The 13158-nt window shown below is 37.1% G+C and carries 12 protein-coding genes; 9 read left to right on the forward strand and 3 right to left on the reverse strand.

The genetic code is table 11. The annotated features are described in order from the left end of the window. Positions 1-5 precede the first annotated feature (5 nt). Positions 6-530, forward strand: a complete 525-nt coding sequence (locus tag NYE73_RS12240) for a GNAT family N-acetyltransferase (RefSeq protein ID WP_259950706.1) — start codon at positions 6-8, stop codon at positions 528-530. Between the two features lie 32 nt (positions 531-562). On the opposite strand, the gene NYE73_RS12245 is transcribed toward NYE73_RS12240, so the two are convergent. Next, entirely contained in the window at positions 563-1720 is a 1158-nt protein-coding gene (locus NYE73_RS12245; RefSeq protein ID WP_115673552.1) for a Ger(x)C family spore germination protein, read from the reverse strand. A gap of 156 nt (positions 1721-1876) precedes the next feature. On the opposite strand from NYE73_RS12245, the gene NYE73_RS12250 reads away from it, so the two are divergent. Continuing rightward, on the forward strand, positions 1877-2671 hold the full coding sequence (locus NYE73_RS12250; protein WP_259950708.1) for a PhzF family phenazine biosynthesis protein: 795 nt from the start codon (positions 1877-1879) through the stop codon (positions 2669-2671). Between the two features lie 275 nt (positions 2672-2946). Here NYE73_RS12250 and NYE73_RS12255 read toward each other — a convergent pair whose 3' ends face one another. Together NYE73_RS12255 and NYE73_RS12260 are read right to left on the reverse strand one after the other, a co-directional pair. After that, positions 2947-4323: an MATE family efflux transporter gene (locus tag NYE73_RS12255; protein WP_259950710.1), complete on the reverse strand. Its 1377-nt coding sequence runs from the start codon at positions 4321-4323 to the stop codon at positions 2947-2949. Between the two features lie 20 nt (positions 4324-4343). Continuing rightward, positions 4344-4823: a DUF6530 family protein gene (locus NYE73_RS12260; protein ID WP_016994140.1), complete on the reverse strand. Its 480-nt coding sequence runs from the start codon at positions 4821-4823 to the stop codon at positions 4344-4346. 243 nt (positions 4824-5066) lie between these two features. Here NYE73_RS12260 and NYE73_RS12265 point away from each other — a divergent pair, with 243 nt between their 5' ends. From NYE73_RS12265 to NYE73_RS12295, 7 genes are all read left to right on the forward strand, one after another. Beyond that, complete coding sequence (locus tag NYE73_RS12265; protein ID WP_259950714.1) at positions 5067-6698, forward strand: diguanylate cyclase; 1632 nt, start codon at positions 5067-5069, stop codon at positions 6696-6698. A gap of 23 nt (positions 6699-6721) precedes the next feature. Continuing rightward, complete coding sequence (locus NYE73_RS12270) at positions 6722-7084, forward strand: response regulator transcription factor (protein ID WP_054548630.1); 363 nt, start codon at positions 6722-6724, stop codon at positions 7082-7084. After that, the gene (locus NYE73_RS12275) at positions 7077-9869 is read left to right on the forward strand and encodes an ATP-binding protein (protein WP_259950716.1); all 2793 of its coding nucleotides are present in this window, start codon (positions 7077-7079) and stop codon (positions 9867-9869) included. The genes NYE73_RS12270 and NYE73_RS12275 overlap by 8 nt, the downstream gene beginning before the upstream one ends. Before the next feature lie 526 nt (positions 9870-10395). Next, positions 10396-11589, forward strand: coding sequence for an MFS transporter (locus NYE73_RS12280; RefSeq protein ID WP_259950718.1), 1194 nt, complete (start codon positions 10396-10398; stop codon positions 11587-11589). A 117-nt stretch (positions 11590-11706) separates the two neighbouring features. Then, complete coding sequence (locus NYE73_RS12285; protein WP_048392947.1) at positions 11707-12243, forward strand: TlpA family protein disulfide reductase; 537 nt, start codon at positions 11707-11709, stop codon at positions 12241-12243. 99 nt (positions 12244-12342) lie between these two features. After that, a complete protein-coding gene (locus NYE73_RS12290) occupies positions 12343-12681 on the forward strand; it encodes a hypothetical protein (protein WP_048392945.1) in 339 nt (112 codons plus the stop codon). Positions 12682-12926: 245 nt separating this feature from the next. Then, a complete protein-coding gene (locus NYE73_RS12295; protein WP_259950720.1) occupies positions 12927-13151 on the forward strand; it encodes a hypothetical protein in 225 nt (74 codons plus the stop codon). Positions 13152-13158 lie beyond the last annotated feature (7 nt).

Raw genomic sequence — 13158 nt, forward strand, 5'->3', positions numbered from 1 at the left:
ATATGATGTTTCCAATTTTACATACTGAACGATTAGTGTTAAGGGAATTGACGAGTTCTGATGGACAAGCTCTTCTTGCGTGCTTTTCGAATCCTGAAGTTTTGCGCCATTATGGACAACAACCTTTAACCAGCTTAGTTCAAGTGCAGCAAATCATTCAAAATTTTGCCAACAATTTTGCCGAAAAACGTGGTATTAAATGGGGCATTGCATTAAAGGATCACGAAGGAATTATTGGTACAATCGGCTTTCAAGAGTGGTCAATAGAGCATCGAAGAGCGGAAATCAGCTACGCCCTTTTTCCTGAATATTGGGGAAATGGCTATGCTCAGGAAGCTGTTAAACGAGCTATTTCCTATGGTTTTGAAGAAATGGATTTAGTACGTATTGGAGCCATTGTATTTAAAGAAAATGAAGCTTCCAATCTACTATTGCAAAAAATAGGCTTCGAACAAGAAGGATTATTAAAAAAATATATGCATCAACATAATGTGCCCCATGATACTTATATATACTCACTTATAAAATAATAAGGAGACCAGATTCCTATGAGGACATCTGGTCATTTTTTTATTGTTTCTGTAAAAGTTTTTCGACCTGGATTGATTTTGGCTACATCCACATCAATTTTACTAATTGAATCCTCTGATAATGGGATTTTTCCATCTTTCTCAAGCTTTTTCCAAGCCTTGACGTTATCGCGGTAGAGATATTCTGACAATCGATAGATATCCACATCTAATTTTAGACCTTCTTTATAGGTTTCCTGAATTTCCTTTTTCACTTCTTTTACAATAAGCTCTCTCAGCTCCTGTTCGGTTACTTTTCCTTTAAAACCATTGATGGTCGCATTGATTCTCAATTTGACTTCAAATGTAACAGCCTCTTGTTTGACAAGTGGTTCCACATCGACATGTATTTTCTCAATACTAACCGTTAGTTCTTCCTGGTCACTTGTGTTTAATTGAAAGGTAATCTCCCCGCGATTAGTATAGTTATGCATCCATTGACTGCCGCGAGCCGCAGTGTCTTGCACGAACCCCTTAAAGCCATCTTTCGATAGGACACCAACCCCTGAAAAATAGGTTTCCTCAACTTGCTCCTCATCTGTTTCCCAATCGTCTTTAATGGACACATAAGGAATTGTTACTTCATAACTTGGCTCATTTAAGCCAATGACAACATCTCTTAAGTCTTTTGGTTCGATAAATGTTTCTTGTTCTGTTGGGTTGATTGGGTTACTTAATTTTGATGAGGATAACGAATTTCTTAAGATTGGTGTGACAAGCAATATATCTTCAACTGGGTTTTTTGTACAATACACCCAGATTTGATACCTAGTATCACGAAAGCGTATGAATGTATCGATGACAGGAATAATGTGTTCATTTTCCATAGCCTGCTCTGAAAAAATCATATATCGCATATGCCCCCAAAAAATTTCTTGATCCGAGGAGCGATATAATTTGTAAATTGCCTCTTCTATTGTTTTACCAGTGGCACGTCCTACTTCAGCAGGCGCCACCGTTGCGCTAGGTTGTATAGATTTCGCGACATCAGCGAAATTAATCACTTGTAAATAGACAATATACTCGTCGTTTTCGTAGTCTACACCTACTGCATTTATATAGTACATTCTTTGCGGCTCCGTAATATCCCAGCATCCTGCGAGTAATGTCGTCAATCCGATGATCAATAAAAATTTGAAATAAGTTTTCATGGTTTCTCCACTCGAATTGCTCTTCAGTTGTATTTTATAGTGTTAGCTTAGACAAAAGATGGCTTTTTTATAAAGTGCTAGCTGAGGAAATAGTATTTGGAAAATTATATCCAATGAAACAATTTTCAGGTATGATGAGGCAAGGAGGGGAGAACGGTGACTAGTATTTCATATTGGCTAATTAATACATTTACGAATGAGCTATATAAAGGGAATCCTGCAGCAATATGTCTATTAGATGAAGAAGTTTCTGAGGAGACCATGCAAAAAATTGCACAGGAGATACCTGTCCCGACAACACCCTTTATTGAAAAAAGACAGGTTGAATTTACGCTGAAATGGTTTACGCCAAATAGGCAAATACCCATTTGTGGTCACGGCACCCTTGCTAGTGCCTTTGTCCTTTGGCAACAAGGAATTGTGCCAAAGGAGCACACAATTACATTTCATACAGCAAGTGGTCCTTTACATGCCAAGTGGCAACATGAACGAGTGGAAATCGCCATCAAAACGTATCCAATTGCTGAAATGGAATGTCCTTCAGCATTGGAGGACTGGTTAGGATGTAAGCCCATCTTTGTAGGGAGGACCGAATTGGATTATATCGTGGAAGTAGGCAATGAAGACCTAATTGTACAGTTTGAACCTGACTTTTCTGCGATGAAGCAGTTTCCTGTTCGAGGTATATGTCTAACTAGTCAAGCGAAGGAAGAAGACATCGATATCGTATCTCGCTTTTTTTCTCCAGCACAAGGCATTGATGAGGATCAGGTAAATGGATCAAGTCATGGCGCACTAGGCCCTTATTGGTGTGAGAAATTATCTAAACAACAACTTGTCAGCAAGCAGCTTTCTAAACGTGGAGGTGTAATCTATGTGGCTCCTCATCCCAACAAGGTATTGATCGCAGGCGCAGCAGTTACAGCATTGCAAGGAGAATTAAACATCTAGATACGGTTTAGAAGGAGATTTGTATTCAAAGTATACAGTTCGTTTTCTATATTTCGCCTTATTTTGGTAACTGCTAAAAAGTGAGAAAAAAATTCGAAATTTGTTGTAACCTTTTTCAATGTTAAACGACTACTCTATTAGTAGAATACAAAAGAACTAAAGCAAGTAGTAACATTCACTTTTCACAAAATGACCAGGGCTCAATTTTGAGTGCCTGGTTATTTTGTTGCCATAATAAAAAGAGGGCACGCACATATGGCATGCCCTCTTCCATTTTATTCGCTCAGCATAGCTTTTAATGTTCGTTTTTGCCAGCCTAGCTTGAAGTATGCATATTGCATAATGAAGTGGACGCAGAAGGTGATTGGATAGGCTAACCAAACGCCATTTAGTTCTAGTGACGTATGGTGAGATAATAGGAACGCTAATGGTACCTGTACAACCCAAATCGTAATGACTAAGAAGATAGTTGGCCATAATACGACACCAGTGGCACGCATTGTAGCAGAAACAGTTTGTGTGTGTCCGAAAATTAAATAGCTCCAAAAGGCGATATATAAATAATTCTTGGCAATAAGCACAGTCTCATGTGAATCGATAAAGAAAGCCAAAATAGGCTCTGCAAACAGATACATAATGAGTATGATCGCGCCACCTAGAAGATAATTAATGCGCACACCCATTTGACGGATTTTTTTAATCATCTCTGTAGAATTAGCCCCTAACGCCTGTGCTACAAAGACAGATGTTGCAATGGCAATACTCATTGCTGGGACTTGTGCATAGCTAGCTACCTGATTGACAACGCCATAAGCGGCAGTAGCATCCGAACCATAGCCATTCACAAAGCCAATAACGGCAATTTCGGCTACTGAAATGGCAACCATGCTAATACTGGATGGAATGGCTAGCTTTAATAAGGACGATAAAATATCTTTCTTTAATTTAAAATGCTGTAAGATTGTTTTATCAAAACGTAGTAAATGCTTTGTCTTATGCAAATAGGCTAACAACAGAATCATTGTCACCAGGTTTGATAACACAGAAGCATAGGCAGCCCCATTTAAGCCGAACGCAGGCAACCCCAACCATCCGAATACTAAAGGGGGGAGGAAGGCGATATTTAACACAACACTAATTACTAAGAATAGAAAAGGTGTTTTGGAATCGCCGACTCCTCGCATAAAGGTTGTATACACCAAATACCAAAACATAATTGGTAACGTGAAGAAAAGTATTTGGGCATAACTAATACTCATGTCTAAAATATTCGCAGGTGTCTGCATAAAACGTAAAATCCATTCGATGAAAAAGCCACCAAAAATCGCGACAGCGATGGATAAAATAGTTGTAAAGGCGAGTGTTACACCAACAACCTCTTTCATTTTGGCATGATTACCAGCCCCAAATGTTTGCCCGACTAAAATAGAGCTTCCTGAACCAATGCCAATTGCAAAGGCCATTAAAAAGAAGAAAAATGGAAAAAATGCCGAAATGGCTGCTAGGGCATCGACCCCTAAATTGCGTCCGACGATAAACATAGCAAAAACTTGGCCAACAGATTGCAGCACATTCGCTAGCATCACGGGAATTAAGAAATTAAAAAAAGCTTTGCGTAGCTGTTGATCATCCTGTAACATTTGTTCGTTCATTAATAAGTTCCTCTTGAGTTTTAATAACCCATTTCTTTTAAGATTCTTGAAAGTGTGCGTAGGCGTTCACCAATTAGCTCACCATCATTATTAAGTGCTTGCTGAAAAAGCTGAATATCCTCTTTAATCTGTTCATTTTCTGTGCAAACTTCCACTGTCATGGCATCTCCCTGTAAGCCTACACGATTAATTACAGGGTTTTCTTCATCATATAAATGCTCATGACGATAAGCCTCCTTAAAATAAAGTTCCGTTTCACACACTAAAATAGCGAGATCAAGTACGCGGTGTAGGGGAAGTTCTTCTGATTGGCGAGACCACTTGCCACCTGTATGCCGCCAAACCTTCGCAGAAATATCAACCTTTCCTCGATCATTCCATTGTGCCAGACCAAGGGAAAGCCCTTGTGCATCTGTTTGATAAGCCGTGCGCCCATCAATATTGGCATAATTTTCTGCCACGATGACAGGTTTATGTTTTAAATGTGTTGGAATTTTCATGTATCCGTACTCCTTATCATTTCGAATTTAGTAATTTAGTAAATTACTGCTTTAGTAAATTTAACATTAAACGTTTCTATAAGTCAATCCAAAAGAGCAAAGTTTGAACCCTTTCTTTTAAGACCAGCTAAAGATGGGCTTAGAGTAAGGGATTCATTACAATAAACGTTCAAAATCTGCCGTGGTTTTTACAAAATAGTAAGTTATAATTTATAGAAGTATGATTGATTGGAGAGAAATAGGATGGAAACAGCTAAATATCACCGAATGGTTTATACACGTATATGTGAAAATTTACAAAAATGGGATAATAGTGACTTTGTTAGAGAAGACGAGCTCTATTCATTTTTACATACGTTAAAAGGCACCGCTGGATCAATCGGTTTACATGAATTAACGTCGATTGCTCGTGAAAAGCTAGAGCTTTTGAATGAAGACAGTAACAAGCAATGGACCCAATCAGAATGGAGAAAGTTTCTTGCTCCATTTATTGAAAGCGTTCATTTTTATAAAGAAAATGATTCAATGACACAACATATGGAACATCCTACAACCATCATTAAAAATCCAGCAAAACAAGATTTTATTCTGATAATAGATGATGATGTTGTATTTATTTCCTATTTAAAAAATGTTTTAGAGAAAAAGGGCTACTCTGTCATTGCAGCTCATAATGGTAAACGAGGATTAGCGTTAATTTATGAATTGCAACCATCCATCGTATTTCTAGATATCATGCTTCCAGATTCTAATGGCTTTTCTATTTTAGACAATATTAAAAAGACGAAAAAAGAGCTTATGTTTGTGACAGTGATTAGTAGTAATGATTGTAAAGAAAATCGTATTCGCACATTGGAGATGGGTGCTATGGATTTTATGGCAAAGCCCATTGATGAAGAGCTATTAATCGCTTATGTTTCCAATCGCTTAGCCTATAAAAGAGAATTAGAACAGGCTATCGTCATTGACGAATTAACCCAAATTTATAATCGTAAATTTATGGAATCGCAAATGAAGCTTTTCATTAAACACCATCAGCAAAACAAAGAACATTTTTCAATTGCGATGATCGATTTAGATTATTTTAAAAAAGTAAATGATACATATGGTCACCTAGTGGGGGATGAGGTGCTTAAGGGTTTCGCTTCATTGGTGAAGGAGCTAAAAGAAGCTGAAGAAATTGCTTGTCGCTATGGTGGAGAAGAATTTGTAATTTTAATGCCTCGTACAACTAAAAAAGAGGCATTTATTTTTATTGAAAAACTTCGTACCTCCATGGAGAAAAAGACATTTACAGCAAATGGAACTAGCTTCCATGTTACATTTTCGAGTGGAATTGCGGAAGCCACTTCTACCAATTTACATCCTAAAAAGATGCTAGAAGAGGCAGATCAAGCACTTTATACGGCCAAGCAATTAGGGAGAAATCAAACGATCATCTTTGATAACGTAGCTGCTGTGGAGAAAAGAAAGGTGAAAATTAAGATCGTTGTCATTGATGATGTGTATATTATTCGTGATCTGATTACCAATCATTTTAAGCATTTGGAGGAAAATGACGATTATAGGATTGAAACATTATCATTTCCTGATGGCATTAGTTTTCTGGAATCCAATTGGTATGACCCTGCATGCAAATACATTATCTTATTAGATTGGATATTGCCGCAAATGGACGGCATCGAGGTGCTGAGTAAGATAAGAGAGCAGCATGCTTCAAGTAATGTAATCGTCTCCATGCTAACTTCACGTGTGGGGGAAGAATACGTCATGAAGGCTTTCATTAATGGGGCGGATGATTATATTGTGAAGCCGTTTAATGTGGCTGAAGTATCGGAACGTATTGTTCGTTTAATTCATCAAATGTTTCTTTAATGGGAAAGGGAGAAAAAGACAGGATGGCTAGAATTTTAGTAGTAGATGATGAAGAAATATTACGCATGTTAATACGTGAAACATTAGAAGATTTAGAATTTGATATTGATGAGGCAGAGGATGGCGAAGAAGCCCTAAAAAAAATGATGGAAAGCTCCTATGATTTAATGATACTCGACTATATGATGCCGAATTTAACAGGAATTGAGGTGATCGAGCTTCTCCCACAAGAGATTAAAATGTCAATGCCTATTCTCATGCTGACAGCAAAATCACAGGAAAGTGATCGTCAAAAGGTATTTGACTTAGGGGTAGATTACTTTATGTCCAAACCGTTTAGTCCCATTAAGCTAATGAACCTGGTGGAGGACATCTTAAATGATTAAGTCGACACCCTTGCTGAATAAAAGTATACGCAGCCAATTCTTTAAAATGCTGCTTTTTCTAGTTGTTAGCTTTTTAATCATCATTGCTGCCTTTCTTGTCGTAGTCAATGCAAGTCAAAATGCCTTACAGCAGAAGAGAGAGCAAATGTATGAAAAATCAATGCTTGTGGATGAATTGGAAGAAAATTTTAATGGCATATTTTTTCGAGCAAGGGGCTACTATGCCTTTCAAAATGAGCAGGAATTAAAGCTATTGTATGAAAATTTGGAGAATTTCGAAGTTCTATTACAGCAGTTTTCGCAACTGGATTTAACGGAAGAAGAACGAGGGCTCTATAATGAGCTAGTTGATTTTCATTATAATTATAAAACGGTTACTCTCCCAAAAGGGTTAAGCTTTGCGAAGATGGGGGATTATGAGGCTTTGCGAGAGCTTTCGAATAGTGGCGCAAATGACCTTGTCAATAAATTTATTGCCTATACAAAATCCTATAAGAAAAAAACAGACCACTCCTTAAACCAAATTTTTAGCAAGACAGTGGAGCAGGGGCAATTATTTACTTTTATTTCGCTCATGATTAGCGGTCTCATTTTACTATTTGTTGGGGTCATTTTACGAAGAGTGCTGAATAATATGATTCGACCAATTGAACAATTAACACTTGCGACAAACGCTTTGGCGTCAGGGAAATCCATTGATTTAGGTAATCTTGTACAAAAGGAGGATGAGTTAGGCATTCTAGCGAACTCATTTCTTAAAATGATACTCTCCATTCAGGATAAGGAAGAGGTACTGACCACTCAAAATGAGGAGCTTTTAGCGCAGCAGGACGAGCTTCAAGAAAATCAGCTACAATTACAAAATTCATTAAATTATTTAGAAAAGTATAATCAATTAAATCATGTACTAACCTTTACGTTAAATAAACAGAAACTAATCGATAATCTCCATAATTATTTAAACGACATTTATCAATATGATACGAGTGTGCTGTATTGGATGGAGGGCAATGTTTATGCGACAAAAGGTTTATCACACCAATCTGCTGCAGCCCTAGTTGAAAATTTTGACATGGATAAACAAGCACGATTAAAGCAGGAAAAATCCTTTGTTATTACACGTCAATTGACAGCAAATGAAAAAGGAATTGCACAAGAGTCTTATTATGCCTATGACTTGTATTCTTCCGTGTTTAATTCTAAACGAGAGCTAGTCGCTATTTTAATGGCGACACGAGAGGGGCATCCCCATAATGATCGGGATATAGATAGTTTAAACGGACTATTAAATCGTGTGTCCATCGCATTTGAACGTATTCTTATGTATGAAGAGGTAGAAAAATCGAGGACGTTAAATCAAACGATTATTGATAATGTCAACGAAGGAATCCAGTTAGTTTCTGCTACAGGCGATACCGTTCTTATCAATAGAGCGCTATGTGGTATTGTCAACCTCCTTAACTTGACAACAGAAACAAGTATCCCTAAAAAGGATTGGCTACAGCATTTTCAAAAATGTAGTGCCCAACCTGATGAATTAATTGAATTTTTAGAGGCATCTATTATGGAGAGCTTTGAGGAGACACGAAAATGCCGCTATTGTATGACGGCTGAACATGAAATCTTTGTCGAGGTGTATGCAACTTGTCTTTTTGATGGACAGGAAAAAGTAGGCACCATTTTTGTGCATCGTGATATTACAAGAGAATATGAAGTAGATCAAATGAAATCCGAATTAGTGAGTACGGTAAGTCATGAACTGCGAACGCCTTTATCGAGCGTACTTGGCTTTACAGAGCTTCTGTTAACGAAAAATATAAAACCCGAACGACAAAATAAATATATCGATACAATTCATAGAGAAGCGGTACGACTAACCAATCTTATAAATGACTTCTTAGATTTACAGCGAATGGAGTCAGGCAAGCAGCAATATAACATGGAGACACTACAATTAAATGAAATAGCCTTTGAAATTGTCAATCGCTTCCGACATGAGCAAAAGCATAATGTCCATCTAATTGATAAGGCAAGAGAGGTCTATGTCAATGCAGATCAAGATAGACTCGTCCAATTATTTATTAATTTAATAGGAAATGCGATTAAATTTTCTCCACAAGGTGGGGATGTGGAGATTTTGTTAGAAAACAAAAATAATAGCATCCAAGTGAGTATAAAAGATGAGGGCATTGGCATATCTAAACAGGATATTGCTCAGTTGTTCCAAAAATTCAAACGAATCGATAATAGTTTAAGACGTAAAATAGGAGGAACTGGACTGGGTCTTTCCATTTGTAGAGAAATCATCTTAAAGCATGAGGGAGAAATATGGATAGAGTCAGAAGAGGGACAAGGTACTACTGTGTACTTTACTTTACCACTTGCAAATAACACTATCACCTTCGATGAAGAGGATGTAATGGGGGATAGCAATGGCTTAAACATTATGCTTGTTGAGGATGACTTAAGCTTAGCTCTACTGTTGTCTGAAGAGCTAAAAAGCAATGGCTTTACCGTGATTCATCATCATGACCCAAAAAAAGCTTTTGAAGATACACTCAATACGCCTTTACTTGGTATTGTGATTGACATAATGCTGGGCGAAGAAATGAGCGGCTGGGATTTAGTCCGTGCACTAAGAGAAAGAGAGCATACAAAAGAGATACCGATTATTATATCCTCAGCATTAGATGAGGTAAAAGAAATGGTGGACCAATTTCAAATTATAAAATACTTAACCAAACCATATCCGCCTGAAGAAATATCAAAACTGTTTGTGAAATAATAGGATAGCTTGATTCATTGTCCGTAGCATTATATTGTAAGGAAAATGTGAGCAGTAGCTTAAATTCATAAAAACTTTAATAGGTGAAGCCAAAGTGTTTGTCGCAAGTTGCTCCTTACAAGCAGGCATTAAAGGCGAACAACTTAAAACAAGAAAAATAAGTTTCGTGAATTTTTCTTCAAAAATGTGTAACCTTTGCCAAGCTGGCACGACTACTGTACTAGTAGAATACAAAACACTAAAGCAAACTAGTAGGTTTCACTTTTCACAAAAAGACCAGGGCTCAAATTTTTTGAGAACACCTGGTCTTTTTGCGTGCTGGCAACAAAGTGAAAGTAATGCTAAAATAAGATAAATACTTTAGAATTTTCATGAAATTTAATCAAAATCACGCATAGAAATTTGAAAAAAATGAAATCCCCCATCGTTTTTTCAACTAGGCGTAAAAAGGAGTTCAGACATGCAGGTTCGTCCAATTTAAAAATCTCCCAAGAAAAAATAAAATCTTAATTTTGGGGGATAAAACGTGTTTAAAAACCGATCTTTTTCACTTTTATTGACAGGTCAATCTTTAGCGGATATTGGTGATATTCTCTATATAGTAAGCGTGATTAGTATAATTTATCGTTTCACCAACTCGGCGATTGCTACTTCCTTCGTACCGTTTATTATAACTACTTTTATGTTGATTTCCAGTTTGCTAACACCTCTTATTACGACAAAAGTGTCGTTGAATCAATTGCTAACTATTTCTCAAGGCTTTAAAACCGCTGTCATTTTGGGCCTTGCCTTGTATGTACAATGGGTAGGCGACCAGCCGATGATTGGCTTTGTGTTTTTATTGATTGCGATGGTTGCGTTTTTGGATGGTTGTGCCAATCCTATTCGTCAATCCTTGCTGCCTCATTATGTGGAAGAAAAGGATTTATTGCGAGCAAATAGTATTGCAGAAACGGTTATCCAATCCATTCAGGTGGGTTCTTGGTTTGTTGGCAGTTCCTTGCTGCTTCTCTTTACACCATCACAGCTTATATGGGGCGTTGTCGTCCTTTTTTTCATGGCAACATTGCTTTTAAAGCTTTTACCAGATGTGGCACGTATGGAACGTCCAGAAAAAAAGAAATGGGTGTTATTTATGCAAGGGTGGCAATCCATCCATCAAACACCTGTACTAAAGGTAGCTGCACGAATGGATTTACTGGAATCGATGGCAGGTGCAGTGTGGGTCGCAGCGATTTTACTTGTTTTTGTAGAAGAAGCATTACAGGCTTCTTCTCAATGGTGGGGTTATCTCAACGGCATTTTTTTTATTGGCATGATTATAGGGAGTATGATTTGTTTAAAATGGACCAAATTTATTGAGCGTAAGAAAGCTATGTTCATAAGTGGAGGTGCGCTGTTATCCGCTATTTTTACATTATTCTTTGCGGTTAGTATCACACCATTGATGGCTTTACTCTGTTCTTTGCTGATTGGCTTATGTGGACAATTAAAAAACATTCCACAGCAAACTATCATTCAAACAAGTGTCTCAAAGGAGAAATTACCAACGGTGTATACATCGTTGAATGTCATTGTGACAGGGGTATTCGGCCTTTCATCTTTAATGATGGGCATGTTGTCAGAATGGTATGGGATACGAGTTGTTTTTTTCCTTTCAGCTAGTATGCTACTTCTCGTAAGTGTGATTGCCTATAAAAATAAAACATCTTTCACGTAAGAAAGAGTAGCCCTTACTTTTAGAGTAGGGGCTATTTTTTATAAAAAGTTCATATTCTGTTAGTTGATAGTATGGTAAAATATACAAATATTTGTATATTTTAAAAGGAGAGTTAGTATGAATCGTAAAAAAATAAGTTTCATTATCTCTGCACTTATCATAGCAATCTTTATTGGTGTGGCATTAAAAAATGTTTTTTTCCAAGCATCTCTTACACCATCTATGACTGTTTTGGAGGATGGCACCAAACAAATTAATTATGAAACTGCTTTAACAAAGCTAGATCAATCCTCCACAACGTTTGAAGCATATAAGGGCAAAATAGTAGTAGTGAATTTTTGGGCGTCCTGGTGTGGGCCTTGTCAACAGGAAGCACCTGAACTAGAGGCATTCTATCAACAAAAATCAAAGGATGTCGAGCTGCTAGCCATCAATGCCACAGCCTATGATAGCTATAAGAAGGCGGCAGCATTTAAGGATACTTATGCTTTATCATTTCCTATCTTCCTAGACGAAGAGGGAGTACTACAGAAAACGTTTGAAGTGGTGAATTATCCTAGTACCTTTATCTTTGATAAAGAAGGAAAATTACAGCACAGCGTGAAAGGCGAACTCACTCAACAACAATTAATACAATTGATTGATGATCTCTAAGAACAAAATAAGTCTTATAGACAATATATTTAGAAAAATGAAACTTTTTCTAAAAAGATGCGTAGAAGTAGCTAAAGAAAAAATGAAGGGGCTCCTTTAATGCCACGGAAACACATGATTATTATCATCATTGCATGGATTGTAGAAATATCGTTGACGTACTGGGTTGCCACAATATTCTCTGTGCGATTTATCGAAGTGATGTTTTTCACCGGCATTGCCTTTACCTTAGGAACGTTTTACTTTTCGAGTAGCGGTGGAGCGATGTCAAGGCTTTATACATCCCAAGTGAGTGCACAAACAGGGATCATTCATGAGCGAGAACGGTTCAAGGTTAAACTTGGGCCCGTATTTATAGCGTCACTGATATTTTTCCTTATTGGATTGGTATTCTTTATTTTACTTGTAACAGGCATTATTCCACCACAAAAGGTGTGAAAGTTATTGGCTTCCACCTGCAAAAAATCAAGATGGCTAGGTGCTCATTTTGATTTTTTTGCGTTGTATAGAATTTGTAGAGTGCTATATTATAAAATAGGCTTCGATAATTGTATTTTTACAATTATAAAGGGATAAAAAGGTAACTATTATACTATAATTACCCTTCGTTATTAGTAATTTGTCATGCAAAATATGTATATCTATGGAGGTATACAAGATGTTAAAGGAGCTATCAAACCGCAGTGCCCCAAAATCGAAACCAACAAAATAGAGAGAAGAGTAGACACCAAGAACCTGACGTTCAGTATAATGCTATGCTAGAGATTCAAACAATGGAAAGTAGCATAAAAAGATACATAACAGTGCATGGTGATCACTTGAATGCAGCTGAATATCATTCTTTACTGCAAATGATTAAGAGTTTAGAGGAATTGAAAACAGCGATTAAAGAGGTCTCATTAGATTAGGCACATT

This window comes from Lysinibacillus sp. FSL K6-0102 (assembly GCF_038003545.1).
Classification (GTDB): domain Bacteria; phylum Bacillota; class Bacilli; order Bacillales_A; family Planococcaceae; genus Lysinibacillus; species Lysinibacillus capsici.